23 protein-coding genes are annotated in these 25,752 nt (G+C 57.9%); 18 read left to right on the forward strand and 5 right to left on the reverse strand.

Annotation, left to right across the window (positions count from 1 at the left end):
• Window positions 1-46: 46 nt before the first annotated feature.
• The 17 genes from def (at window position 47) to secG (ending at window position 17,187) form a co-directional block, all read left to right on the forward strand.
• Window positions 47-556, forward strand: a complete 510-nt coding sequence (gene def, locus CPPEL_RS05315) for a peptide deformylase (protein WP_123960158.1) — start codon at window positions 47-49, stop codon at window positions 554-556.
• Between the two features lie 74 nt (window positions 557-630).
• Entirely contained in the window at window positions 631-1,569 is a 939-nt protein-coding gene (gene fmt, locus CPPEL_RS05320; protein ID WP_123960159.1) for a methionyl-tRNA formyltransferase, read from the forward strand.
• Window positions 1,566-3,080: an RsmB/NOP family class I SAM-dependent RNA methyltransferase gene (locus tag CPPEL_RS05325; protein ID WP_123960160.1), complete on the forward strand. Its 1,515-nt coding sequence runs from the start codon at window positions 1,566-1,568 to the stop codon at window positions 3,078-3,080. The genes fmt and CPPEL_RS05325 overlap by 4 nt, the downstream gene beginning before the upstream one ends.
• Before the next feature lie 9 nt (window positions 3,081-3,089).
• Window positions 3,090-3,761, forward strand: a complete 672-nt coding sequence (gene rpe / locus CPPEL_RS05330) for a ribulose-phosphate 3-epimerase (RefSeq protein WP_123960161.1) — start codon at window positions 3,090-3,092, stop codon at window positions 3,759-3,761.
• The gene (gene ribD / locus CPPEL_RS05335; protein ID WP_245990515.1) at window positions 3,751-4,821 is read left to right on the forward strand and encodes a bifunctional diaminohydroxyphosphoribosylaminopyrimidine deaminase/5-amino-6-(5-phosphoribosylamino)uracil reductase RibD; all 1,071 of its coding nucleotides are present in this window, start codon (window positions 3,751-3,753) and stop codon (window positions 4,819-4,821) included. Before rpe ends, ribD begins: the two co-directional genes overlap by 11 nt.
• Window positions 4,821-5,462 (forward strand): riboflavin synthase, encoded by a 642-nt coding sequence (locus CPPEL_RS05340; RefSeq protein ID WP_123960162.1) that lies wholly within the window; start codon window positions 4,821-4,823, stop codon window positions 5,460-5,462. Before ribD ends, CPPEL_RS05340 begins: the two co-directional genes overlap by 1 nt.
• Before the next feature lie 11 nt (window positions 5,463-5,473).
• The gene (locus CPPEL_RS05345; RefSeq protein ID WP_425453815.1) at window positions 5,474-6,766 is read left to right on the forward strand and encodes a bifunctional 3,4-dihydroxy-2-butanone-4-phosphate synthase/GTP cyclohydrolase II; all 1,293 of its coding nucleotides are present in this window, start codon (window positions 5,474-5,476) and stop codon (window positions 6,764-6,766) included.
• A 13-nt stretch (window positions 6,767-6,779) separates the two neighbouring features.
• Window positions 6,780-7,250, forward strand: a complete 471-nt coding sequence (gene ribH, locus CPPEL_RS05350) for a 6,7-dimethyl-8-ribityllumazine synthase (RefSeq protein ID WP_123960164.1) — start codon at window positions 6,780-6,782, stop codon at window positions 7,248-7,250.
• Between the two features lie 113 nt (window positions 7,251-7,363).
• Window positions 7,364-7,897, forward strand: coding sequence for a PH domain-containing protein (locus CPPEL_RS05355; protein ID WP_123960165.1), 534 nt, complete (start codon window positions 7,364-7,366; stop codon window positions 7,895-7,897).
• A 12-nt stretch (window positions 7,898-7,909) separates the two neighbouring features.
• Window positions 7,910-9,961, forward strand: coding sequence for an excinuclease ABC subunit UvrC (uvrC, locus tag CPPEL_RS05360; protein ID WP_123960166.1), 2,052 nt, complete (start codon window positions 7,910-7,912; stop codon window positions 9,959-9,961).
• Window positions 9,962-9,971: 10 nt separating this feature from the next.
• A complete protein-coding gene (rapZ, locus tag CPPEL_RS05365; protein ID WP_123960167.1) occupies window positions 9,972-10,871 on the forward strand; it encodes an RNase adapter RapZ in 900 nt (299 codons plus the stop codon).
• Between the two features lie 22 nt (window positions 10,872-10,893).
• On the forward strand, window positions 10,894-11,865 hold the full coding sequence (locus tag CPPEL_RS05370) for a gluconeogenesis factor YvcK family protein (RefSeq protein WP_123960168.1): 972 nt from the start codon (window positions 10,894-10,896) through the stop codon (window positions 11,863-11,865).
• 136 nt (window positions 11,866-12,001) lie between these two features.
• Entirely contained in the window at window positions 12,002-12,988 is a 987-nt protein-coding gene (gene whiA, locus CPPEL_RS05375) for a DNA-binding protein WhiA (protein ID WP_123961238.1), read from the forward strand.
• Between the two features lie 503 nt (window positions 12,989-13,491).
• Complete coding sequence (gap, locus tag CPPEL_RS05380; protein ID WP_123960169.1) at window positions 13,492-14,496, forward strand: type I glyceraldehyde-3-phosphate dehydrogenase; 1,005 nt, start codon at window positions 13,492-13,494, stop codon at window positions 14,494-14,496.
• A 262-nt stretch (window positions 14,497-14,758) separates the two neighbouring features.
• Complete coding sequence (locus CPPEL_RS05385) at window positions 14,759-15,973, forward strand: phosphoglycerate kinase (RefSeq protein WP_123960170.1); 1,215 nt, start codon at window positions 14,759-14,761, stop codon at window positions 15,971-15,973.
• Window positions 15,974-16,040: 67 nt separating this feature from the next.
• The gene (tpiA, locus tag CPPEL_RS05390; RefSeq protein ID WP_123960171.1) at window positions 16,041-16,820 is read left to right on the forward strand and encodes a triose-phosphate isomerase; all 780 of its coding nucleotides are present in this window, start codon (window positions 16,041-16,043) and stop codon (window positions 16,818-16,820) included.
• 133 nt (window positions 16,821-16,953) lie between these two features.
• Entirely contained in the window at window positions 16,954-17,187 is a 234-nt protein-coding gene (secG, locus tag CPPEL_RS05395) for a preprotein translocase subunit SecG (protein WP_123960172.1), read from the forward strand.
• A 76-nt stretch (window positions 17,188-17,263) separates the two neighbouring features.
• Here the strand turns inward: secG and pgl are convergent, their stop codons facing one another.
• From pgl to tkt, 5 genes are all read right to left on the reverse strand, one after another.
• The gene (gene pgl / locus CPPEL_RS05400; protein ID WP_123960173.1) at window positions 17,264-17,977 is read right to left on the reverse strand and encodes a 6-phosphogluconolactonase; all 714 of its coding nucleotides are present in this window, start codon (window positions 17,975-17,977) and stop codon (window positions 17,264-17,266) included.
• 25 nt (window positions 17,978-18,002) lie between these two features.
• Entirely contained in the window at window positions 18,003-18,971 is a 969-nt protein-coding gene (locus CPPEL_RS05405) for a glucose-6-phosphate dehydrogenase assembly protein OpcA (RefSeq protein WP_123960174.1), read from the reverse strand.
• Window positions 18,972-19,046: 75 nt separating this feature from the next.
• Window positions 19,047-20,606 carry a glucose-6-phosphate dehydrogenase gene (gene zwf / locus CPPEL_RS05410; RefSeq protein ID WP_123960175.1) on the reverse strand — a complete coding sequence of 520 codons (1,560 nt, stop codon included), beginning with the start codon at window positions 20,604-20,606 and terminating at the stop codon, window positions 19,047-19,049.
• 88 nt (window positions 20,607-20,694) lie between these two features.
• Window positions 20,695-21,780 carry a transaldolase gene (tal, locus tag CPPEL_RS05415; RefSeq protein ID WP_123960176.1) on the reverse strand — a complete coding sequence of 362 codons (1,086 nt, stop codon included), beginning with the start codon at window positions 21,778-21,780 and terminating at the stop codon, window positions 20,695-20,697.
• Window positions 21,781-21,917: 137 nt separating this feature from the next.
• The gene (tkt, locus tag CPPEL_RS05420) at window positions 21,918-24,014 is read right to left on the reverse strand and encodes a transketolase (protein ID WP_123960177.1); all 2,097 of its coding nucleotides are present in this window, start codon (window positions 24,012-24,014) and stop codon (window positions 21,918-21,920) included.
• 754 nt (window positions 24,015-24,768) lie between these two features.
• Between tkt and CPPEL_RS05425 the strand changes: the two genes are divergently transcribed.
• The gene (locus tag CPPEL_RS05425) at window positions 24,769-25,680 is read left to right on the forward strand and encodes a heme o synthase (protein ID WP_123960178.1); all 912 of its coding nucleotides are present in this window, start codon (window positions 24,769-24,771) and stop codon (window positions 25,678-25,680) included.
• Window positions 25,681-25,752: the final 72 nt, after the last annotated feature.

The raw sequence follows: 25,752 nt of genomic DNA on the forward strand, positions 1-25,752 counted from the left end.
AGAAAAGCCCTGCAAAAAAGCCCCTGAAAGGAAAGGCCTGAACGTAGTGACAGTTCGCAATATCCGCATTTTCGGTGATCCAGTACTTACCTCCACCGCGGCCCCAGTGGAGGTATTCGATCACAAACTCGAAACCCTGGTTCAAGACATGCTCGAAACAATGGATGCAGCCGGGGGCGTTGGCCTAGCAGCCAATCAAATCGGTGTGCTGAAGCGGGTGTTCGTCTTCGATACCACCCACACCGAAGGTGGAATGCGCGGACACATTATCAACCCCACCTGGAAAGCCATCGGCGAAGAAACACAGCTTGGGCCAGAGGGCTGCCTGAGTATTCCAGATATTCAATACGATGTGCAGCGAGCCCAAGACGTAGAAGTAAGTGGTGTTGATATTTACGGCAAGCCCGTCACGATCCTCGCCTCTGGGCTTTTGGCTCGTTGCATTCAACACGAATCCGATCACCTCGACGGTGTGCTGTTTTTAAAGCGCCTGAGCCCGGAACTGCGCAAAGAGGCCATGCGCGAAATTCGCTCTGCAGAGTGGTTCCAGCAATAACACCAAAGCCAACACCAAGGCCAACACCCGAGGTTTGAGCAGGTCTTTCTCATAGCAACCAGGAAGTTTTATCCATGCGTTTAGTTTTCGCCGGCACCCCCGAACCAGCAGCCACCGCTTTAGCAGCACTCTTGCGCAGCAAGCACGAGGTCATAGCCGTGATCACTCGCCCCGATGCCAGGCGCGGCCGTGGGCGCACCCTGCACCCATCACCTGTCAAAGCCCTGGCTCAAGCCCACGGCATTGAGGTGCTTACCCCAACGAGCCTTCGCCCCGGCACCGAAGACGGCGATGCATTAGTACAGCGCCTTGAGGCATTGCAGCCAGACTGCATCCCGGTGGTGGCTTATGGCAACTTAATTGGGCCGAACTTGCTAGAGATCCCACGCCACGGCTGGGTAAACCTGCACTTTTCTGTACTGCCACGCTGGCGCGGCGCCTCACCGGTACAAGCCTCGATCCTTGCCGGCGATGAGCACACCGGGGCAAGCGTATTCCAAATTGAACAAGGCCTCGATACAGGCCCAATCCTTGATTCCTTCGCCGAGCCAATGCCGCAGCGGGCAACCTCTGAAAGTTTGCTCGAGCACCTCAGCGAACAGGGTGCCACGCTGCTGGTCAATACGATGGACGCCCTGGAAGCAGGAAAGATTAGCCCAAAGCCCCAGGAAGGCGAAGCAAGTTACGCCGGCAAAATCAGCGTTGAGGATGCGCGCCTCGACTTCACCCAAGATGCCGAGGTGCTCGATCGAACCATTAGGGCATTGACTCCGCAGCCAGGTGCCTGGGCAATGGTGGGAGAACATCGCATCAAATTCGGCCCGATCGACGTGCTCGAAGACGGCCCCGCCTTAGCCCCAGGCAGCATCCAGGTAGAAAAGCGTCGCGTGCTCGTTGGCACCGGCTCACACCCAGTGGTGCTTGGACATATTCAACCTCCGGGCAAGAAATACATGCCCGCTATCGATTGGGCGCGTGGACAACACGGCCTAGAAAGCAAGGTGTTCGCATGAGCCAGGGAGGCTTTCGTTCTCGTAGCAAGGGCGCAAAAGTGCCGAATCCAAAGCGCTCAAACCCCCAGCACCAAGGCAGGGGGAAACAAGGCAGAGGTCAGCAACGCGGTTCCCAATACTCCAAGCGTGGTGGCTTTTTGCGCTCCGTGGATACCCCGCGTGCGGTGGCTTTCGAGGCTCTACGTCGCGTCAGTGATGAGGGTGCCTATGCCAACTTGGCGCTGCCTGCGTTGATCAAAGAGGCCAAGCTCAAAGGCCGTGACGCTGCCTTTGCCACCGAGCTCACCTATGGCACCTTGCGTAACCAAGGCATTATCGACGCCGTCATTGATCACCTTGCCGCACAAGGCATCGATTCGATCAGCCCCGAGGTGCTCGATGCGATGCGCTTAGGCGTGTATCAATTACTCTTTACTCGCGTTGAGGCGCATGCCGCGGTTGATACCAGCGTGAATATCGTGGCAGAACGTGGCCGCGAGCAAGCAAAAGGCTTTGTCAATGGTGTGCTGCGTCAGGTTGCACGCACCAGCCCTGAGCAGTGGATTGAGCGCTTGAGCCCTGCCACACCTTTGGCTGCAATAGCCTTCCAGCATGCCCACCCGGTGTGGATTGCGCGCAGTTTTGCTAGGGCCTTGGAGCTGGATCCGACCTTGCTCAGCACAGACGATGCCCAGGAGCTCGAGCGTGCGCTGCAGGCAGATTCCGAGCGCCCGGGCGTGCATTTGGTAGCGCGCCCCGGTGAGATCACCGCGGAGGAACTAGCCCTGGTCAGTGGTGGTGAAGAAGGCCAATATTCGCCCTATGCCGTGAAGCTGCCAGGCGGAGATCCCGGTGCGATCGAAGCGGTCCAGCAAGGCATGGCCGCAGTGCAGGATGAAGGCAGCCAGCTCATTGCCAATGCGTTGGTTCAGGCTCCGGTGGAAGGCCCGGATACCGGCAAATGGCTGGATCTATGCGCAGGCCCTGGTGGCAAGGCCGCGCTGATCGGCTCGTTGGCTCAGATTGATCAAGCCACCGTGGATGCCGTGGAGGTATCCAAGCACCGCGCCGGTTTGGTGCGAGGTGCCGTCGAAGGGCTTCCTGTGAATGTGCAGGTAGGTGATGGGCGTGAATTCGGCACCCCAGGTAGTTACGACCGAGTGCTTGTCGACGCCCCCTGTTCCGGCCTTGGAGCGTTGCGACGCCGGCCGGAGGCGCGCTGGCGCAAAGCAGAGCACGATATAGACGAGCTGCACCCACTCCAGCTTGCCTTGTTGCGCCGCGCCCTCGAGCTCACCCGTGAAGGGGGAGTAGTGGTGTATTCCACGTGCTCACCCGATCTGCGCGAAACCCGCGAAGTGGTGGACGCAGTACTGAAAGAAGGCGCCGCCGTCGAGCTTGATGCGAAGGCCTTGATTCCCACGATGTCCGATACCGGATCGGCAGCTTCGGTGCAGATGTGGCCACACCGCCATGGCACCGACGCGATGTTCTTTGCGGTATTACGCAAGCCGATTAGCGCTTCTCGCTAGACTGGGCTCATGGCTGAACAACGCGCTCCGATCATCGCACCTTCAATCTTGGCGGCAGATTTCACCGTATTGGGCAAGGAAGTCGAGGCGATCGCCAACGCCGACTGGGTACACGTGGACGTCATGGATGGCCACTTTGTACCCAACCTTTCCTTCGGTGCCGACATCACCAAGGCCGTTGCGCGGGTAACGCAGCTTCCGCTCGATGTGCATCTCATGATCGAGAACCCTCAACGCTGGGTGGATTCCTATATCGAGGCCGGTGCATCCTGTGTGATCTTCCATATCGAGGCCACCGATAAGCCGGTCGAATTAGCGCGCCATATCCGCGCCCAAGGAGTTCGCGCCGGCTTCTCTCTAAGGCCAGCAACCCCTATTGAGCCGATGCTGGAGCACCTGGGAGAGTTTGACGAGGTGCTCGTGATGAGCGTGGAACCTGGCTTTGGTGGCCAATCCTTTATGCCAGAGCAACTGGAAAAAGTACGCACACTGCGCAGCTATATTGATGCCCACAACCTAGACGTCACCATCGAGATCGACGGTGGCATCAGTGAAGACACCATTGCCCAGGCCGCGGCCGCCGGTTGTGATGCCTTTGTTGCAGGTTCTGCCGTGTACCGGGATCAAGATCCTGGCGCTGCTGTAGATCGACTGAGAAACCTCGCCGCCAGTGCACGATAATCCGCTCACACTGCCCTTAAGTAGTCTTCGCAGCCACGACGCGATCGTGGTGGAGCAGCGCGAATGGTTTGCTGATGAAGAACTACGGCGCGCGCTGGCACTCGCGGTGGCTGCCGGTGATCGAGCCCAAGGAACGACCAGCCCCAACCCACCAGTAGGTGCAGCAGTGGTCGCCCTCGATGGCGAGGTGGTTGGTGTGGGTGCCACTGAACCCGTTGGTGGCCCTCATGCTGAGGTGATGGCCTTGCGTCAAGCCGGCGCCCAGGCCGAGGGAGCCACGATGGTGGTCACCCTTGAGCCTTGTGCCCATACCGGCCGCACGGGCCCGTGTACCCAAGCCATCATCGATGCCGGCATCGCGCGCGTGCTGTATTGCCACAAAGACCCCTCTGCACTTGCCGGGGGTGGAGCACAGGTCTTAGAACACGCCGGTGTGGAAAGCGAATACCTCGGCTTGGCGGTCAAGGCGCTGCAGCCTTGGCTGCATGCCCAACACTCCCAACGGCCCTATGTGGTAGCCAAGATCGCCCAAAGCGCCGATGGTTTCGTCGCTGCGGCAGATGGCAGCAGCCAATGGATCACCGGTGCTGCCGCGCGCCAGGCGGGGCATCGTTTTCGTGCTCAAGCCGACGCCATCATGGTTGGCACGGGAACAGTCTTAGCCGATAACCCCACCTTGAGTGCTCGCGATGGGCACGGCAATGAATTGGAAAAACAACCGCGCCCCATCGTGGTTGGTACTCGCACCATTCCTTCCGAGGCAATGCTGTGGCAGCGAGGGGTAGAGCAGTTTTCTTCTCCAGCACAGGCTTTGGATTGGTTGTGGGATCACGGCGAGCGCCTGGTGTTGGTAGAAGGTGGTCCGGATTTAATTACCTCGATGCTCACACTCGACCTCGTAGATGAGCTGCATCTGTATCTGGCGCCCTTATTGTTAGGCGCAGGTAAAAGCAGCGTGGGTCATGTGGCTGGAACATTAGAGCACGCAACGCGGTTTTATGTAGAAGCAACGGAAATGTTTGGCCAGGATGTGGCTGTGGTGATGAGGAGAACAACCTAGTGTTTACCGGAATTGTGGAATGCAAAGGCACTGTGGATCGCATCGAGCACCTCGAAGATGCAGCGCGGATTCGCATCCACGCACCTGAGGTGTTAGGCGATGCCCACTTAGGAGATTCCATTAGCGTGGCCGGCGTGTGCTTAACGGTGGCCAATAAAACGGCTGAGCACTTCGAAGCCGATGTGATGCAAGAATCCCTCAATCGCAGCAGCCTCGGCCAGCTTGAGGTTGGCGATGAAGTAAACCTCGAACGGGCCATGGCTGCTAATGGGCGCTTCGGTGGCCATGTGGTCCAGGGGCACGTCGATGGCACCAGTGAGCTTATAGAGCGAAGCTCTAGTGAGCACTGGGATGTGCTGAGGTTTCGTCTTCCTGCAGCCCTCAAGCGCTATGTGGTGGAAAAGGGCTCCATCTGTGTATCGGGCACCTCGCTTACCGTCAGTGGGATCAGTGCCGAAACAGATCCCTGTGCCGATGGATGGTTTGAGGTCTCTTTAATTCCCACCACCCTTGAAGCCACCACCTTAGGCACCCTTGCTGTATCCGAGCCGGTCAATATCGAAGTGGATGTGATGGCGAAATACGTAGAGCGCATGGCGATGTTGAACCCCGATCAATCGCCTGAGCACCCTTGCAGCTAGGCTAAATCATCGTGACCCAAGCCGAACACGATTCCATCCAACTCGACTCGGTAGAAGACGCCATCAAGGCAATTGCCAAAGGCGAAGCCGTTGTGGTGGTAGACAATGTCGACCGCGAAAATGAAGGCGACTTAATCTTCGCCGCAGAATGCGCCACCCCGGAGCTGGTGAGCTTTATGGTGCGTTACTCTTCCGGCTATATCTGCGCGGCGCTTGAAGGTGATGATCTCGACCGCCTGGCATTGCCGCCGATGGTGCGACGCAACGAGGATCAACGCGGCACTGCCTATGCCATCACGGTGGACGCAGCCAATGGTTCTACGGGTATTTCGGCAACCCACCGCGCGGAGACGCTGCGCCTGCTTGCCAATGCTTCAGCCCAACCGGAGGATTTCACCCGTCCTGGCCATGTGGTGCCACTGCGTGCCCGCTCAGCCGGGGTGCTTGTGCGCGATGGGCATACCGAAGCCTCAGTTGATTTAGCGCGTTTGGCAGGCTTGCAGCCAGTGGGCGTGTTGTGCGAGCTGGTGAGCGAGGAAGATCCCACCGATATGGCCCGCTCGCCGGAGCTGCGTGCTTTTGCTGATCGCCACGGGTTGAAGATGATCTCCATCGAGCAGCTCATTGCTTGGCGCAAGGCCCACGATCCTGCAGCGCAGTCAGTTCCGATCGAGCAAGAAGATGCAGGTTTTCAACGGGTGGTACACACCACCTTGCCCACTGATTACGGCACCTTCGAGTGCTTCGGCTACCGCGATGAGTCCGAGGAAACCGACCATGTTGCCTTGGTTATGGGCGATGTTGCTGGCGCAGATCAGGTGCTGGTGCGTGTGCACTCGGAATGCCTGACTGGCGATGTGTTTGCCTCAAGGCGTTGTGATTGCGGCGATCAGCTTCACGCTGCACTTGAGCAGATTGCAGCAGAAGGTAAAGGGGTGGTGCTGTACTTGCGTGGCCATGAAGGCCGCGGCATTGGGCTTTTGGCAAAGCTTCGTGCCTATAAGCTCCAAGACGAAGGCGCAGATACCGTCGATGCCAATTTGGCTCTGGGGCTTCCTGCGGATGCGCGAGATTATCGGGTAGCGGCGTTGATGCTGCAGGATTTGGGTGTAGAAAGCATTCGCCTGTTAAGCAATAACCCTCAAAAGCAAGATAGCCTCGCGGCCTATGGGGTGGTCACTGATGCAGTGCTGCCTCTGAAAGTGCGGGTGCATGAGGATAATCGCCACTATTTAGAAACCAAGCGCGACCGGATGGGGCATCGCTTGCCTTGGTTGTCCGGTTCACAATCCGACGAGAGCTAGGAAAGAAACGAAGATGGCAGTAGCAGGATTACCGCAGCTAGATCAGATCCAAACTCCCGGTTATACGGTGGGCATTGTCACCGCGATGTGGAATCAGGAAATCTGCGATCAGCTCCACGCTCGCGCCAAAGCGACAGCAAAACAGGCTGGTGCGAAGGTAATTGAGGTGCGCGTGCCCGGTGCACTTGAGCTTCCGGTGGTAGCCCAAAAGCTTGCCCGCACCTGTGATGCGGTGGTGGCGTTAGGCTGCGTTATTCGCGGTGGTACACCGCACTTTGACTATGTGTGCGATTCGGTAACCCAAGGCCTTACCCGTGTAGCCCTCGACGCCGAAACCCCAGTGGGCAATGGTGTGCTGACTTGTAATGAGCAGCAGCAGGCCGTTGATCGTGCCGGTTTTGAGGATTCTCAAGAAGACAAAGGTGCTGAGGCCACACTCGCAGCACTGTATAGCGCCAAGGCGCTCAACGCCCTGCCGGGCTAAGGCTGGGCAATGAGGCTCTAGGATTGCTCGGTACTAAGATGGATCGGGATATCTTGGCCAGAAGATCTTGCAACGCTGCCCACAGCAATGAACATGGATAGAGAAGCAACGAGATGAGTGACGTGGAAAATTTGAGCAATCGCCGTCTCAGTGACGAGGAGTTACAGCGTTATGTTGCAGCCGATGCTGCACTGACCAGTAATAAGCCTTGGACTTTGACGATTGTGTCTCGCAAGATGCGACTCTGGGCAATCATCGCCGCGACGGTGATTGTGTTGCTGCACGTATTTCTTGCAATAGTCGTTGCCATTGGCGACACCGGTACCACCGTAACCGTGATCGATCAGTGGGGATACTTCCTCGTTGGCGTGCTGCTTGCCGCCATCGTCTTTATCGCGCTGTGGCGCCCGCGGGTGCAAGCAAATGAGGACGGGGTAGAGGTGCGCAACTTCTTGGGCACCAAGTTTTATCCGTGGGTGGTGATCTACGGGCTGAACTTCCCCGAGGGTGCCAAGATGGCGCGCCTTGAATTGCCCGACTTTGAGTACGTAGCACTGTGGGCGTTGCAGGCCTCCGATGGAGCCCAGGCCGTGGCCGATGTCCAAGCCTTCCGCGCACTCGAAGCTCGTTATATGCCTGAAGATTAGAAGATTGCTCTCGTGACAGATCCGGCACAGTATCGTCCCGCCCCCGGCTCCATTCCCACGGAACCGGGGGTATATAAATTCCGTGACCCTTCTGGGCGCGTGGTGTATGTGGGCAAGGCCAAAAACCTTCGCGCACGCTTGTCCAATTACTTCCAAGACCTCTCGCAACTGCATCCGCGCACGCGCCAGATGGTCACCACCGCCTCCCAGGTGGAGTGGACCGTGGTGGCCAGTGAGGTGGAGGCGCTCCAGCTGGAATACACCTGGATTAAGCGTTTCGATCCGCGCTTCAATGTGAAGTATCGCGACGATAAAACGTATCCAGTTCTTGCGGTAAGCACCGGGGAGCGCATTCCGAGGGCCTTTTTCTATCGCGGCCCAAGGCGCAAGGGTGTGCGGTATTTCGGCCCGTATTCTCATGCGTGGGCGGTGCGGGAAACGCTTGATCTTCTTACTCGCGTCTTTCCCGTTCGCACCTGCTCCAAGGGTGTGTATAACCGCCACGAGTCCCTGGGAAGGCCGTGCTTATTGGGCTACATCGATAAATGCTCGGCTCCGTGTGTGGGCAAGGTCAGTGAGCAGGAGCACCGCGAGATTGTGAAGGGTTTCTTGCGTTTTATGGCAGGCCATACCGATGCCGTGGTGCGCGATTTAAATGCCCGGATGCATGAAGCGGCCGCCGAGATGGATTTTGAGCGTGCGGCGCGTTTGCGCGATGATCTGCAGGCAGTGCAAAAGATCACGGAGCAACAAGCCGTGGTGCTTGGCGACGGCACCGACGCCGATGTTATTGGTGTATGGGCTGATGAACTCGAAGCAGCGATTCAGATGTTTCACGTTCGTGCCGGAAGGATTCGAGGCCAACGCGGCTGGGTGGTGGAACGCACCGAAGACGGTGACGAAGCCCTAGCTGAGCTGCTGCAGACCTTTTTAATCCAGTTCTATTCCGATGCGGTTGAACAAGAAGAAAGCGCTGCTGGTTTAGAAGAAAAGATTGACCGCCGTGGCGTTGATCAAGAAAGCCACCAGAGCACACCGTGGACCAGAGATGATGGGATCCATCGGGTGGTGCCGAAGGAAGTGTTAATCGACCGCGAGGCACTCGATCTTGAGCGCACCAAAGAAATGCTCGGCACGCTAAGGGGTGCTGCTGTTGATCTTCGCGTGCCACAGCGTGGCGATAAGCGCGCGCTGATGGAAACGGTGCAGAAAAACGCCAAGGATGCGCTTCGCCAGCACAAGATGAAGCGGGTTGGGGATTTGAGTGCTCGTTCCCAGGCGTTGCAGGAATTGCAGGAGGCCTTGGGCTTAGAGCAGGCTCCCTTGCGCATCGAATGTACTGATATCTCGCATATTCAAGGCACCGATGTGGTGGCATCTCTGGTGGTGTTTGAAGATGGCTTGCCAAAAAAGCAAGACTATCGGCGCTATCACATCAAAGAGGCCGCAGGCGATGGGCATTCCAATGACGTGGCTTCCATTGCGGAGGTCACCAGGCGGCGTTTTGCTCGCCACAAAGAGGATGTGCGGGCGTTGCCGGATGAAGCCGATGAGGCGCGCTTTGAAGATGAGGCGAATCCGGAGCAGGAGCAGCAGCGTCGCTTTGCGTATCCGCCGCAGCTTTTCGTAGTCGATGGTGGTGCCCCGCAGGTAGCTGCCGCGCAGGCGGTGTTTGATGAGCTCGGCATTGTCGATGTGGCCTTGATTGGTATTGCCAAGCGCCTTGAAGAGGTGTGGGTTCCAGGCGATGATGAGCCTTTGATTTTGCCTAGAAATTCCCAGGCCATGTACTTAATTCAGCAGCTTCGCGATGAAGCCCACCGCTTTGCCATTAACTTTCACCGCCAGCAGCGTTCCAAGCGTATGCGCGCCTCGGAGCTTGATGCCGTACCGGGATTAGGGCAGGCGCGTAGGAAGGCGTTGGTGCAGCATTTCGGGTCGGTGAAAAAGCTCAAGGCCGCCAGTGTTGAGGAGATCGCTGGGGTGAAAGGCTTTGGGCCGAAACTCGCTCAGGCCTGTTTTGAGGCGCTGCATGGTGCTGATGGTGGGGCGTCGAAAAGCTAGACTGGCCACTATGATGATGAATCTTCGCTCCGATGTAGAACCGCGCACCGAGATTCCACCGGTATTGATCACAGGCCTTTCCGGTGCGGGCTTAAGTTCCGCGGCGCGGGTGCTTGAAGATATGGGCTGGTTTGTAACCCAAAACATTCCACCGCAGTTGATTGTGCATCTTGCAGAGATGATCGCGGACCCAACCTCGCCGGTAGACAAGGTAGCGGTGGTCACCGACGTGCGTTCGCGGGAATTTGTGGGAAGCCTGGAACAAATTATTGCCGAGCTTTCCGAGCGCGGCATGAAGCCGCTGGTGATGTTCATGGACGCGCGCGATGATGTGCTGATTAAGCGCTTTGATAATCTGCGCCGCACCCACCCGCTACAGGGCAGCGGCACGCTCATGGTGGGCATCGAACGCGAACGCGAGATGCTCTCAGGTGTGCGGGAATCCGCCGATGTGATCATCGATACGTCTGATCTATCCGTGCACGACCTGCGCCGCGTGATCGAACCGAATTTTTCCTCCATTGCCAATAAACGCCAACACGTCACGGTGCAGTCTTTCGGCTTTAAACATGGCTCTCCACGCGACACCGATGTGATGATTGACGTGCGCTTTTTGCCAAACCCCTTCTGGGTGCCGGAGCTGCGGCCATTCCGTGGTGTGGATAAACCAGTGGCAGATTATGTGCTGAGCCAAGACGCGGCCGAGCCCTTCCTTGAGCACTTCATGGAGATGTTCGACGATATGCGCCCAGGTTTTGAACATGAGGGCAAAAAGTTCATCACCATCTCCATCGGATGCACCGGAGGCCATCACCGATCCGTGGCCATTGCCGAGGAAATTGGCCGCCGCCTAAGAGAGCGCGGCGACTTGGACGTCAATGTCCAACACCGCGATATCTCCCGCAATTAGCCTGCTTGGAGGCTTTTGAGTTATGAAAACACCACACTCGCCGGCCTTCGCCTGCCTTGGCGGTGGCCACGGACTATTCCAAACCCTGCGCGCCGTGCGCTCTTTGGATCATCGAAGCATTGACGCGATCGTCACCGTCGCCGATGATGGCGGTTCAAGCGGTAGGATCCGCAAAGAATTGCGCCAGGTTCCCCCTGGGGATCTGCGCATGGCGCTTGCAGCCCTTGCGCCTTTCGACGACACCGGGCAGGTCTGGGAAGAAACACTCCAGCACCGCTTTGGTGGCCACGGTGCCCTTGCCGGGCACGCCGTAGGAAACCTGTTGCTCGCCGGGCTTGTCGACGTCCTCGGTGATGAAATCAAAGCGCTGGACCTTTTAAGAGCAACGATCCGCGCCGAGGGGCGGGTGCTGCCGGTGTGTGCCCGGCCGCTCGATATCGCCGCCGAAGTATCTGGGCTCGACGATGACCCAAGGATCATGCGTGAAGTGCGCGGCCAAGTGGCCGTGGCCTCCACGCCAGGCACAGTCAGAAGGGTGCGCCTGATTCCCGAACACCCCAAAGCCGCGCCCGAGGCACTGCAAGCAATTGAGCAGGCAGACATCGTCACCTTAGGGCCTGGATCATGGTTTAGCTCCGTGATCCCGCATTTGCTTGTCGACGGCATCACCGAAGCCCTAGCGCGCACCGAAGCCATGCGGGTGGTGGTATTGAATTTGAGCGCCGAACCCGGAGAAACCGCAGGGTTTAGCGCAGAACGCCACCTGCATATTCTTGCCCAGCACGATCATCGCCTGCGTGCCGATGTGGTGATTGTGGATTCGCAGATGATTCCCAATCAATCCGATCGCGTGCACCTTGAGCGCGCAGCCAAATCCCTGGGGGCCCGCATCGGTTTTTATGATCTACGAGAAGAAGACGAAGACGGCCTGCTGCTGGATCGCCATGACCCAGCCAAGCTTGCCTCAGCACTGCTGAGCGAGTACCAGCAATAACCACCGTGGCGCGACGTAGTTGAGGTAGCCTAAGGCAGCAGTGTGCCAAGCCCGCGAGGCGCTTCAAGTACCTGGGCAGCCAGAAAGTCAAGGCAGCCAAGGCGGCGCACACCTATTAGTGAAGAAAGTGAGACTCATGTCGGCGTTATCGGATCAGGCAAAAACTGAGCTCGTTCGCGTTCAAGCCCAACATGGTGCAGAGCGTTTGGCAGAGCTTGCAGGCATGATTCGCTTCGGCGGCGAGTTGAGTGTGGAGCAGCAGCGCTTAGTGGTGGTGTTTCGCAGCGAGCTGCAGGTAGTAGCGCAGCGCTTTGCAGTAGAGGTGCAGCACATCGTCGGTGCTTTGCCGCAGATTGTAGAAACCCCGGCGCCCAAGCGCGGCTACCTCTACGAGGTGCGCGTAGAACGTGGGGCAAAGGAACTGATCCGGCGTACAGGGATGGTTAGCCCTGGAGGCCATCAGATTATTGGCCTGCCTTTGCAGGTTGTTTCGGGCACTGTTGAGGTGGCCGAGGCGGCGTGGCGCGGCGCCTTCCTTGCGGCAGGTAGCCTTTCGGATCCCAACCGTTCTTCTTCGCTCGATGTAGCAGCACCTGGCCAAGAGGCCGCACTGGCCTTGGTGGGGTGTGCCCGGCGCATGGGTGTGGTGGCAAAAACGCGTGAATCTCGAGGTATTGAGAAGGTAAGCGTCAGAGATGGCGAGGCCGTAGGCGCGATGTTGTCTCGCATGGGAGCGCACACGGCCAGGTTGCTCTGGGATCAAAAGCGCGTGCAGCGTGAGGCGAAACCGAGTGCGAATCGTTTGGCCAATTTCGATGATGCTAATTTGCGTCGATCTGCCAGGGCTGCCATGCATGCAGCGGCGAGGGTAGAAGAGGCAATGGCGATCCTTGGCGATGATATTCCGGATCATCTCGCCCAAGCAGGCCAGCTTCGTTTGGAACATCGCCATGCTTCGCTTGAAGAGTTAGGCCGGCTTTCAGATCCGCAGATGACAAAGGATGCGATTGCTGGGCGGATTCGCCGTCTGTTGCACATGGCGGATAAGCGTGCAGAGGAATTGGGCATTCCAGATACCACCGCGAGGGTCAAGGGTTTGGAAAAGCAGGAGCCTTCTTCATAGATCAGATGCCTTTTTAAGCGCATCGGCTTAAGGGCATTGGCACCGCGTTGGGCGCAGATGGGGCAGTGGCCCCTGAAGCGCCTTTTGTTTTTGCTTGCTTGGGTTTTTGCTTGGTGTTTGCTTTGCCCGATCGGAATGTGTTGAGAATCACTTTGTGCTGAGGGTTGCATTTCAGATCATACGATGGGCACGAAGGTGGTGTGGGATAAGCACCTCCATTTGAGGGGCGAAAACCCCAAAGTCTGCCTAGCCACGGGCAATAAGTTGAACTTTTTAACCCCCGCAACGCCTTATGCACCCCCGAATGCCTCTGGGGGAGCGCCGCAATTGAGAACCCACAGAAAACAAACTTCTGCACACTTCCGTTTTGCTCGGTACACTTCGGACTTGAGGTTGCGCCAGGAAAAAACGGAAGCAATCCGGATATAAACCAACACAGTTGGCAACACGGAATTGCCGAACCTGGCCTCCAATAACGATCACTCTATTTTGAGGAGACAACAGTGACGATTCGCGTAGGAATCAACGGCTTCGGCCGCATCGGACGTAACTTCTTCCGTGCTCTCAGCGAGCGCGGCTCGGACATCGAGGTTGTTGCAGTCAACGACCTCACCGACAACAAGACCTTGGCTCACCTGCTCAAGTACGACTCCACCCTGGGTCGTTTGGGCAAGGAGGTCACCTACGACGATGAGTCGATCACCGTTGATGGCCACCGCATCCTGGTTTCTGCAGAGCGTGACCCCAAGGATCTCAAGTGGGGCGAGAACGACGTCGATATCGTAATCGAGTCCACCGGCTTCTTCACCGATGCTGAGGCAGCAAAGGCTCACATCGAGGCTGGCGCCAAGAAGGTCATCATCTCCGCTCCTGCAAAGAACGAAGACGCTACCTTCGTCGTTGGTGTGAACCACACCGATTACGATCCCGAGAACCACAACATCATCTCCAACGCTTCCTGCACCACCAACTGCCTTGCCCCCATGGCAAAGGTGCTCGACGATGCCTTCGGCATCGAGCGTGGTCTGATGACTACCGTTCACGCTTACACCGGCGACCAGCGCCTGCTCGACGCTCCTCACAAGGACCTGCGTCGCGCCCGTGCTGCTGCCATCAACATGGTGCCCACCTCCACCGGTGCAGCCAAGGCTGTGGCCCTGGTGCTCCCGCAGCTCAAGGGCAAGCTCGACGGCTACGCAATGCGCGTGCCGCTGCCCACCGGCTCCGCTACCGACCTCACCTTCACCTGCTCCAAGGAAGTAACTGTTGAAGAGGTCAACGCCGCCATCAAGAAGGCTGCTGAAGGCGAGCTCAAGGGCGTGCTGGCTTACACCGAGGATCCGCTGGTATCCACCGACATCGTGACCGATGCTCACGCCTCCATCTTTGACGCTGGCCTGACCAAGGTCATCGGCGACCAGGTCAAGGTTGTGTCCTGGTACGACAACGAGTGGGGCTACTCCAACCAGCTCGTTACCCTGACCGAGTACGTAGGCGAGCGCCTCTAATCTGACTCAAGAGCGCCGCACTCGGTTGCGGCACTCACCTCGAAGCCCGGGGTGTACCTCCCTGGTACACCCCGGGCTTTGTTGCATAAGCGCACACTTGCGTTGCGCTACCGCCTTTGAGGTGCAACACACAGCACCCACACACTGTGCTGGAGATGACTAGGCTCGAAGGTGTGTGCCACCACCTGGTGCCCCTGGCCTGCTGGGGGATAAGGGGCAGGCACAAAAAGCAAGCAACGATATACAGAAAGTCTGGTTTTCAATGACCGCAAAGAACCTTCAAGATCTGCTCAACGAAGGCGTCGAAGGCCGCCACGTGCTGGTGCGTTCCGACTTCAACGTCCCACTCAACGATGATCAAGAGATCACCGACGCTGGACGCATTAACGCCTCCTTGCCCACCATCAAGGCACTGGTTGATGGCGGCGCCCGCGTGATTCTCATGGCGCACCTTGGCCGCCCCAAGGGTGAGTTCAACCAGAAGTACTCCCTGGCACCTGTGGCAGAAGCACTGTCCGAGGCCCTTGATCAGTACGTTGCATTAGCCGCAGACGTCGTGGGCGAGGATGCCCACGAGCGTGCCAATGGTCTTAATGACGGCGACGTGCTGCTGCTGGAAAATGTGCGCTTCGATCCCCGCGAAACCTCCAAGGATGAGGCCGAGCGTGGCGAGTTCGCAGATCAGCTCGTAGCTTTAACCGCCGAGAACGGCGCCTTTGTCTCCGATGGCTTCGGTGTGGTTCACCGCGCACAGGCATCGGTGTACGACGTAGCAAAGCGCCTGCCTCACTACGCCGGCAAGCTCGTCGAAAAGGAAATCGACGTGCTCAAGGCTGTTGTTGAAGATCCGAAGCGCCCTTACACCGTGGTACTCGGTGGCGCCAAGGTTTCCGACAAGCTCGGTGTGATTGAAGCACTGGCTTCCAAGGCTGACCACATCATCATCGGTGGCGGCATGTGCTACACCTTCCTGGCTGCCAAGGGCATCAACGTTCAAGAATCCCTGCTGCAGGAAGAGCAGATCGATAACTGCAAGCAGTTGCTCGACACCTACGGCGATAAGATCGTGCTGCCCACCGACTTGGTGGCCGCAGAAAAGTTCGACGCTCAAGCCGAGCACAAGGTCGTTGCGCTTGATGCCATCCCCGAGGGCTGGATGTCGCTCGACGTCGGACCCGAGACCGTGGAACGCTTTAAAAAGGTACTGCTCGAATCCAAGACCATCTTCTGGAACGGCCCAATGGGCGTCTTCGAATTCGAGGCATTCTCTAACGGCACCAAGGGTCTTGCAAAGGCAATCATCGAAGCAACCGAGCAGGGCGCATTCTCTGTGGTAGGTGGCGGCGATTCTGCTGCAGCCGTTCGTTCCCTCGGATTGGCAGAAGATGGCTTTAGCCACATCTCCACCGGTGGCGGCGCATCCCTGGAGTTCCTTGAAGGCAAGGAGCTGCCGGGCGTTAAGGTCCTGGAAAGCTAAGACCGCTTCACTCCACGTCATGGCAGCGCCATTGGTGCTGCCGTACTGAAAGGAATACAACACACTTATGGCACGCACTCCCTTGATTGCCGGCAACTGGAAGATGAACCTCGATCACCTTCAGGCAGTTGCCACCGTGCAGAAGCTCGCCTTCGCACTGCCCAAGGACTACTACGAGAAGGTCGATGTAGCCGTCACCGTTCCCTTCACCGATCTGCGCTCCGTGCAGACCCTGGTAGAAGGCGATAAGCTGCAGATCACCTACGGCGCACAGGATGTGTCTCAGCACGAGTCCGGCGCCTACACCGGCGAAGTTTCCGCACAGATGCTGGCCAAGCTGGGCTGCACCTGGGTGGTTGTTGGCCACTCGGAGCGCCGCGAATACCACCAGGAAACCTCCGAGCTCGTGGCTGCAAAGGCCAAGGCAGCCCTGGGCCAGGGCATGCACCCCATCGTCTGCGTCGGTGAGCCACTGGAAATCCGCGAACAAGGCACCCACGTTGATTATGTTGTGGAGCAGACCCGCGAATCCCTGGCAGGTCTGTCCACCGAGGACCTGGCCAACACCGTGATTGCCTATGAGCCTGTGTGGGCTATCGGCACCGGCAAGGTTGCCTCGGCTGCAGATGCTCAGGAAGTTTGCGCCGCGATTCGTAAGCTCATCGCCGAGCTTGCCGACGCCTCCGTGGCCGAGAACATCCGTATCCTCTACGGAGGTTCTGTCAAGGCTGAAACCGTGGCAGAAATCGTCGGCCAGGCAGATGTCGATGGCGGCCTCGTTGGTGGTGCTTCGCTCGACGGCGAGGCATTTGCCAAGCTTTCTGCCAACGCTGCTTCTGCAGTCTAAATTCGACACACAACGCTCAACCGTGCTCCAGCGAGTCGCTGGGGCACGCTTGGCTGTAATGGGTGTATAGTGTGCACGGTATGGCACCTCATTGTGCCCATTTAGCTATCTACAACATGGCAAGGATGCACCTATGGCTTTAGCTCTTCAGATCGTACTGGTGATCGCCAGCGTGATCATGACGCTGTTCGTGCTGCTACACCGTGGCAAGGGCGGCGGTTTGTCCAGCCTGTTCGGCGGCGGCGTGCAGTCTAATCTTTCCGGTTCGACTGTGGTGGAGAAAAACCTCGACCGGGTTACCATCTTCACCGGCTTGATCTGGATTGCCTGCATCATCGCACTCAACCTGATCCAGGTGTACGCATAAAGGGCGACAACAAGTCCCAACACTAGAAGCATCCCTGCAGCGAAAATCGCTGCAGGGATGCTTTTTCTAGTACTGCCTATAGGGCGTTGCGGGCAACTTTCAGCACCGTGGACTTGCGCCCGTGGGCACCGGCTGCAGGCAGTTCTACCGCCGGAGCACCTGCCTTAAGCAATGCCACCGCCTCAGCTTTTTCCTCGCCTGCCACAAGCAGCCACACATCATCAGCCAAAGCGACCGCTGCCAAGGTGAGCGTGACGCGCTGCGCAGGGGGCTTGGGAGAATCTTCCACGGCCACCACCAGCTTTTCTTGCTCTTTGGTAGCAGCGCTGTGGGGGAATAGAGAGTTGATGTGCCCTTCACCGCCCATGCCAAGCAGGTGAAGATCAAAGCCCTTCGGGGCGAATGTAGCTAGGACATCCTCATAAGCGCGTGCCGCTGAGTCCATGTCCACCGAGCCAAGCCCCATGCCATGAATCTGCTCTTCTGGAATATCGGCTGCATCAAGCAACGCTATTCTTGCTTGACCCTCGTTTGAGTCTGGGTGATCTTTGGCAACATTGCGCTCATCGCCGAAGAAGAAGTGCGCATTGCTTAGATCCGTCTTACGCCGCGCAAGCTCTTCAAGGGTGCCGATGCCTGCGCCACCACCGGTTAATACGATCCTGGCCATGCCGTCTTCATAGAGGCCCTTGCCCTGACGGGCGCGTTCGAGTACCTCTTCAATGCCGTCGGCAGCGCTGCGGATAACGGCGTGTAGGTCGGGGAGTTCTTCAACGATCAGAGCACTCATCAATCTTCCTTATCCCTCTTTGGCCTTAAGCGCTGGGCTTATCGGCTGCGAATTCAATACGGTTGAGGCTTTTGAGCGTGTTGGCATACGCAACATCTGGGTCGAGGTGACGCAATTCTTCAGCCAAACAATCAGACTCGGAGCGGCGGTTAATGGCAACCAAGGCGGTATCGCGACCAGGAATGCTCAAAGCCAAGGTGGCTTGATCTTCTTGCATCTCGAGAACCACGGTGCCAGAGGCCCGGTCGAGCTCAAGACGCTTGACCGGTACCGCTGCCTGCCCGTATTCATCGATGGCATCGTCCATATCGCAGGTATAGCGCGTGACCGTCACACCGAGGCGATCTGCGAGCCAGCCGGCGGCTAATTCCACGCTGGGGTTTTCGGCAGCTCCATAGACGCGCACATCATGAACCTCCTCATGGGGCAGCACATCAAGTGAGGAGGCAACCACGCCACGCCAGGGCGTAAGCCTTGCCCAGCACAAGTCTGAATCGCCCGAGGAGTAATTATTGCGGCGGTTATACAAAGCATCTGCAGGCGGATCGTTATAGGTATCGGTGATCCGGCGTTGGGCAATCTTGCCAATTGGGTCTTCGGCCGGGTCTACCGGTGCCGAGGATGGCCACCATGCAACGATGGGCGTATCGGGCAAGAGCAGGGGAGTTACCACATGCACTAAATGCTTGGATACTTCGCCGGCAAGCTTCATAATCACCAGCTCTGATGCGCCAGCATCGCCACCGATGCTTACTGAGGCATCGAGGGAGGACTCAGCATCCTCATCGCCGGTCACCAGCAGAATCACCCTGGAGGGGTGCTCACGAGAGGCCTCGGTGGTGGCTTTGGTGATGGCCTCAATGTCATCGCGCTGTTTTGCCACAATGATCAAGGTGAGCACGCGGCTGGTGGTGACTTGTCCACCGGTTTCCCGTGCACGAACGAGCGTTTTAGAAATTTCGCGGGTATCGGTATTGGGCAGTTCAAAGATCATGGTGCGCCTTTAATCCGTTGTGGGGCTAAGTTCCGGGCTGAAAGTGGTGCTGTGTGCTTATCCAAGGAATCCGCATTAAGGCCTGCGCCACGAACGTCCTACACGTTCGAGCATGCGGTCGGCTGAATGCGGGCCCCAAGTGCCGGCAGGATAATCTTCCGGCTCGCCGTGATCTGCCCAGAAGCGCAGGATCGGGTCGAGGATCTGCCAACTGAGCTCCACTTCCTCATTGGTAGGAAAGAGGCTTGCCTCATCCAAGAGTGCGTCGAGGATCAGGCGCTCATAGGCCTCGGGGGATTCCTCGGTAAAGGCCTCGGAGTACGAGAAGTCCATATTGACGTCACGGACTTCCATTGCAGATCCGGGCACCTTCGAGCCGAAGCGCATCAACATGCCCTCATCCGGCTGCACGCGAATCACCACCACGTTTTGGCCTTGGGTATCTCTGGTACCTGCGGCAAAGGGCTGGTGGGGCGCATCTTTAAACACCAAGGCGATCTCGGTGACTCTGCGGCCAAGGCGTTTGCCGGTGCGAAGATAAAACGGCACACCTGCCCAGCGCCGAGAGTTGATCTCCAAGGTGCAGGCCGCATAGGTTTCGGTCTTGGAATCCGGGTCGAAGCCCTCTTCTTCGCGCAGGCCTTTGACCAATTCCGAGCCCTGCCAGCCGGCGGTGTATTGGCCGCGAGCGGTGGTCTTAGAAAATGGTTCCACCGGCCTGGTTGCGCGAAGCACCTTGATTTTTTCCGACTGCAACTGCGAAGGCGTGAAATCTACCGGCTCCTCCATGGCCACGAGTGCCAGGAGCTGGATCAGGTGATTTTGGATCACGTCGCGCGCTGCACCGATGCCGTCGTAGTAGCCGGCGCGCCCGCCTAGGCCAATGTCTTCGGCCATGGTGATTTGCACATGGTCGACGTAGTGGGAATTCCACAGTGGGTCGAACAGTTGGTTGGCAAAGCGCAGCGCCAGAATGTTCTGCACGGTTTCTTTGCCCAGGTAGTGATCGATGCGGAACACCGAACGCTCGGGAAACACCGAGTTGATGATCTTATTGAGCTCCCTGGCGCTTTCTTGATCATGGCCAAAGGGCTTTTCGACGATCACGCGGCGCCAACTCTTGCCCTTGGCCTCCGCCATGCCGGAGCGCTGAAGCTGGTGGCATACATCAGAGAAGAAGTTTGGTGGCACCGAGAGGTAGAAGGCCCAGTTGCCGGAGGTAGCGCCGGATTCGTCGATACGCTGCAGCGTGGCGGCGAGGCGATCAAACGCCTCATCATCGTCGAAGTTGCCTTGGACGAAGTGCATCCCTTCTGCCAAGCGCTGCCAGACGTTTTCGCGGAACTCCGTTCGAGCTCCTGCCTCAGCGGCACTGCGGATGTAGTCTTCGAAATCCTGCTTGCTCCAGTCGCGACGGCCAAATCCGACCAAGGAGAATCCGGCGGGCAATAGGCCGCGGTTGGCAAGATCATAGATGGCCGGCAAGAGCTTCTTTTTGGCTAGATCGCCGGTGACACCAAAGATGACCATGCCCGAAGGCCCTGCAATGCGAGGTAAGCGCTTATCCAAGGCGCTACGCAAGGGGTTTTCCCAGCCATCGGCTTCATAATGATCGGGTAGAGAGGGGTTGCTCACGTGGGGCTAACTTCTTCCTTTTTGCACGGTTGCGAACTCGGCTCAAGGTGGCGATCACTTGATCGCCACCTTTGGTTCCTGGGGCAGCTTAGCGGAGATTTTCTTGCATGGATTCCAGCAACTCATTCCAGGCATCCACGAACTTGCTCACGCCCTCGCGCTCAAGCACCTCGAAGACGTCTTCAAAGTCAATGCCTACTGCTGAAAGCTGTGCAAAAATCTGCTCAGCTTCCTCAGCGGTGCCGCTGAGGGTATCGCCGTGAATATTGTCTGCCTCGATCGCGGCGTCGATCGTGGCTTCCGGCATCGTATTGACGGTGTCCGGGCCTGCGAGTTCGCTGACATACAGATCAGCGGGGTAGTCGGGGTTTTTCACACCAGTAGAGGCCCACAATGGACGCTGCACATTTGCACCTGCTGGCAGTGCCTCGGCATCGGCAAATGCCTCCTGGAACACCTGGTATGCACGGCGAGCATTCGCTACACCAGCCTTGCCGCGAAGCGCGAGGGCTTCCTCGGAGCCGATGGCCTCAAGGCGGTTGTCTACTTCGGTATCAAGGCGAGAGACAAAGAAGGAAGCAACGGAGTGGATCTTGGATACATCCAGGCCCTTCTCAGCCGCGCGCTGGATGCCCTCCTTATAGGCGGCGATGACCTGACGGTAACGTGCCACCGAGAAAATCAGGGTGACATTCACGCTGATACCCTCAGCCAGCGCATCCACGATCGCAGGCAGGGAGCCCTCGGTGGCGGGAATCTTGATCATGGCGTTGGGGCGATCCACTCGCGACCACAGCTCACGAGCCTGGGAAATGGTGGCGTCACGATCCTCGGAGATGCGCGGATCAACCTCGATGCTCACGCGGCCATCTTTGCCTTCGCTTTGCTTGTACACATCCTCGAACACGTCGCAGGCGTTGCGCACATCGTCGATGCTCATGGCGTACACGGCTTGATCGACGCTTGCCTGTTCTGCCTTCAGGCTAGCGATCTGCTCATCATAGGCAGTGCCCTTGGACATGGCTGCCGCGAAAATCGCGGGGTTGGTGGTCACACCAACGATGTGCTTGGTTGAGATCAACTCTTGGAGGTTGCCTGAGTTAATGCGATCGCGAGAAAGATCATCTAACCAGGTGGAAGTGCCAATTTGTGCAAGTTGTTCAATAGCGTTCATGTAAAAATCATCATTTCTGATTGAGGTATCTGTGGCCTTAAAAAGACGTTGCCCATGCTACCGCTTTTCTTTGCGGGCATGGGCATCGTGCGCTAACTGTGAGCAGCTTCAACCTTGGAAGTGAAAGCCAAACGCTCCTACTTGCTTTGCAGCGAAGCGCGAGCGGCTTCAACCACTGCATCGGCGGTGATGCCGAATTCTTCGAAGAGTTTCTGGTACGCAGCAGAGGCGCCGAAGTGCTCCAGGGACACCGCGCGGCCGTGGCAACCAAGCAGTTGGTACCAAGGCATAGCAATGCCGGCTTCAACAGAAACACGGGCCTGTACCTGAGCGGGCAGCACCGATTCCTGGTACTCGGCGTCTTGCTCGAGGAACCAATCAAGACACGGCACGGACACGACGCGGGCAGCAACGCCATCGGCTTCGAGCTTCTTGGCGGCTTCTACTGCAAGCTGCACCTCGGAGCCGGTGGCCATCAAGATCACATCGGGGGTTTCCTTCGATGCCTCGACAAGCACATACGCACCACGCACCACGCCTTCGCGTGCCTTTTCCTTGGTGCCTTCAAGCACAGGGACGTTCTGGCGGGTGAGTGCCAGGCCCTTCGGGCCGGCCTTGTACTGCAAGGCAGCACGCCAAGCAGCAGCAGTTTCATTGGCATCTGCAGGCCTGATCATGGACATGTTCGGGATGGCGCGCAGCGAAGCAAGCTGCTCTACAGGCTGGTGGGTGGGGCCGTCTTCGCCCAAACCGATGGAGTCGTGCGTCCAGACGTAGTAGGCATCCACATTCATCAGTGCTGCCAGGCGAACAGCAGGGCGCATGTAATCGGAGAAGATCAGGAAGGTGCCGCCGTAGGGGCGGGTGCCGCCATGGAGGGAAATGCCGTTGAGAATCGCGCCCATGGCATGCTCGCGGATACCAAAGTGCAGGTTGCGGCCACCCGGTTGTGCGGTCCAGGTATCCGTGGTGATTTCCTTCGGTCCGAAGGAAGGGGAGTTCTTGATCACGGTGTTATTGGAGCCGGCTAGGTCTGCGCTACCACCCCAAAGCTCAGGCATGGTGGCGCCCAGTGCCTGCAATACCGCCTCGGAGGCCTTGCGGGTAGCAATACCTTTTTCATCGGCATCCCAGGAGGGCAGGTCAGCATCGAAGCCCTCGGGCAGCTCACGCTGGGAAAGGCGATCGAATAATGCTTTGCGCTCGGGATTTTGCTGCGCCCAGGCGTCGAAAAGCTTTTGCCATTCCTCGTGGGCTTGCTGGCCACGTTGTTGAAGCTTGCGGGTGTGTTCAATCACGCGATCTTCCACGGCGAAGTGAGCCTCGGGGTCGAAGCCGAGCTCGCGCTTGGTGGCAGCTACTTCCTCGGCACCCAAAGCTGCACCGTGGACTGCGCCGGTGTTCATCATGGTGGGGGCGGGGTAGCCGATGATGGTGCGAAGGCGGATAAAGGTGGGGCGATCCGTGTCAGCCTTAGCCTCAGCCACAGCCTGCTCGATGGCGGCGACATCCTCGCCACCGTCAATCTCAATGACCTGCCAGCCATAGGCGCGGTAGCGGGCGGCTACATCTTCGGTAAAGGCGATCTGGGTGTCGTCCTCGATAGAGATGCGGTTATCGTCCCAGAACACAATCAGGTTGCCCAGTTGCTGGGTACCAGCCAGGGAGCAAGCCTCGGCGGTGACGCCTTCTTCGAGGTCGCCATCGGAGGCAATGACGTAAATAAAGTGGTCGAAGGGGGATTCGCCCTCGGCGGCTTCGGGGTCGAACAACGCGCGCTCGCGACGCGAGGCCATTGCCATACCCACGGCAGAGGCAAGACCCTGACCCAAAGGGCCGGTGGTGATCTCTACGCCATCGGTGTGGTGGTATTCAGGGTGGCCAGGGGTTTTTGCGCCCCAGGTGCGCAGTGCTTTGAGATCTTCAAGCTCAAGGCCGAAACCACCCAAGTACAACTGAATGTACTGGGTTAAAGAGGAGTGGCCGCAAGAAAGCACGAAGCGGTCGCGACCAGCCCAGTGCACATCATTGGGGTCGTGGCGAAGCACGCGCTGATACAGCGTATAAGCCAGGGGAGCCAAGCTCATGGCAGTACCCGGGTGGCCGGAACCGCAGTTTTCAACCGCGTCGGCGGCCAGCACACGCACCGTATCCACGGCGAGGGTATCCACCTCGGTCCAGTCCGAGGGGTAGTTTCGCTTGGTTAATGCTTGAAGTTCGGGAGCCAAAGTCACGAAAGGCCGTCCTTAATCATCGTTTAGAACATGGTGTTTTCACGACACCGCGCACCTGAAACCCAAAGCGTTCAGGATCAAGCTTGAAGTGACCCAGCCGCAGCATCGCAGGCGCGAAACGAGAATCGCTGCCTCCATAGTAGCGATCAACGCCCCAAGCCGGGCTAAGTGCCATTCATGCTTAACAGTTTCGGCAGCAGCGCGCCCAGGAGCTGCCGGTCTGCGCTGTAGAAAATAGCTGGAAGGCCCTGGTGCTTCTGGCATATTCCTGGCGCAGCACAATACAGACGAGCTTCCCTGATGGAGCGGCAATAGGCTTTTCCAACTAGAACCAGCACCAAGGGGAAGAGGGGTGAAATACGGAGTGGCGTTGGGGAAAGTTTCCACCTGGCAGCTAGGATGGGAAGCCTACTTGCTCTCAAGAGCTGGTACCCATAACTCATGTGAAGCACCAAATTGCCGTGGCCTGCCATGGTGATCGGTGTGTAAGCGGCGGCAAGCACGATCCCTGGCGGCTTTCTAACAAGGGCCTGCAGGGATTTCACGCTGTTGTGGCAAAAGTTTTTTGCTTCTAGGCGGAACTTTTAGCCCAACGCAGCCGACTACTGACTTTGGCCTCCTTTCGAGTGATCGCGGGGATACCAAAAGCACGTGGCCTCCACCTGGAGTGCTGCTGGTACAGGCCTTGATGTGGGTACAAGCACGACGGGCAACACTTTTGCAATAGAACCACGAGCTATGGGAGGGATTTCCCTTGGAGAGAATCAAGGCCTACCTCGCGCTGACAAAGCCACGGGTCATTGAGCTCCTCCTAGTCGCCACCATTCCCGCGATGCTGCAGGCAGATCGTGGCAATATTCACCTCGGATTAATGTTGGCCACCTTATTCGGCGGCTGGATGGGCGCGGCGGCAGCCAACACCTTCAACATGGTGGCCGACTCGGATATCGACCAAAAAATGGGGCGCACTTCCAAGCGACCTCTGGTTCGACACACCGTGAGCAACTCCCAAGCCACGGTGTTCGCCTGGACGCTCACGGTAGCCAGCTTCTTGTGGCTATGGCTTGTCTGCCACTCACTCAGCGCAGCGCTGTTTGTGATGGCCACCATCGGCTTTTATATCCTCGTCTACACCAAGGTGCTCAAGCGTCGCACGCACATGAACATCGTGTGGGGCGGCGCCGCCGGATGCATGCCGGTGGTAGTGGGCTGGGCCGCGATTGTAGATAACCTCCCCGATGGCACCCCGGCTCGCTGGTGGCAGGCAGTGGTGCTGTTTTTGATCATCTTCTTCTGGACCCCGCCGCATACCTGGGCGTTGGCCATGAAATATAAGGACGATTACGCCGCAGCCGGTGTGCCCATGCTGCCGGTGGTGCGCACTGAAGAACAGGTGACCAAGCAGATCGTGGCCTATACCTGGGCCACTGTCTTAATAACCTTCCTGCTCATCCCCGCCGCCGGATGGCTCTATGCGGCCACCGCGATTATCGCTGGTGTGTGGTTTATTGTGGTAGCCCACAAACTGCACCGAGGTGTCCAGCACGGCACCCATGTACGCCCGCTTCGACTGTTTATCCTTTCTAATAACTACCTGGCTGCACTGTTCGTTGGCCTCTCGCTCGATGCGATTTTAGGGCTCGAACAGATCTCGCAGATGCTTTAAACGCCACTGCGTTTGTGCGTTTAGATCCGTTAAGGCGCAGCTAAAAGCCAACAACACCGCCGTTTGATGCTT

Origin of the sequence: Corynebacterium pseudopelargi (assembly GCF_003814005.1) — a bacterium.
In the GTDB taxonomy this organism is placed as follows: Bacteria; Actinomycetota; Actinomycetes; order Mycobacteriales; family Mycobacteriaceae; genus Corynebacterium; species Corynebacterium pseudopelargi.

Coding starts and splice junctions, on each gene's coding strand:
- ribH (WP_123960164.1), top strand. CDS start 6,780: ATGGCAGTAGCAGGATTACCGCAGCTAGATCAGATCCAAACTCCCGGT.
- whiA (WP_123961238.1), top strand. CDS start 12,002: ATGTCGGCGTTATCGGATCAGGCAAAAACTGAGCTCGTTCGCGTTCAA.
- CPPEL_RS05405 (WP_123960174.1), bottom strand. CDS start 18,971: ATGATCTTTGAACTGCCCAATACCGATACCCGCGAAATTTCTAAAACG.
- CPPEL_RS05385 (WP_123960170.1), top strand. CDS start 14,759: ATGACCGCAAAGAACCTTCAAGATCTGCTCAACGAAGGCGTCGAAGGC.
- CPPEL_RS05325 (WP_123960160.1), top strand. CDS start 1,566: ATGAGCCAGGGAGGCTTTCGTTCTCGTAGCAAGGGCGCAAAAGTGCCG.
- pgl (WP_123960173.1), bottom strand. CDS start 17,977: ATGAGTGCTCTGATCGTTGAAGAACTCCCCGACCTACACGCCGTTATC.
- secG (WP_123960172.1), top strand. CDS start 16,954: ATGGCTTTAGCTCTTCAGATCGTACTGGTGATCGCCAGCGTGATCATG.
- rapZ (WP_123960167.1), top strand. CDS start 9,972: ATGATGATGAATCTTCGCTCCGATGTAGAACCGCGCACCGAGATTCCA.
- tpiA (WP_123960171.1), top strand. CDS start 16,041: ATGGCACGCACTCCCTTGATTGCCGGCAACTGGAAGATGAACCTCGAT.
- tal (WP_123960176.1), bottom strand. CDS start 21,780: ATGAACGCTATTGAACAACTTGCACAAATTGGCACTTCCACCTGGTTA.
- fmt (WP_123960159.1), top strand. CDS start 631: ATGCGTTTAGTTTTCGCCGGCACCCCCGAACCAGCAGCCACCGCTTTA.
- CPPEL_RS05370 (WP_123960168.1), top strand. CDS start 10,894: ATGAAAACACCACACTCGCCGGCCTTCGCCTGCCTTGGCGGTGGCCAC.
- rpe (WP_123960161.1), top strand. CDS start 3,090: ATGGCTGAACAACGCGCTCCGATCATCGCACCTTCAATCTTGGCGGCA.
- CPPEL_RS05355 (WP_123960165.1), top strand. CDS start 7,364: ATGAGTGACGTGGAAAATTTGAGCAATCGCCGTCTCAGTGACGAGGAG.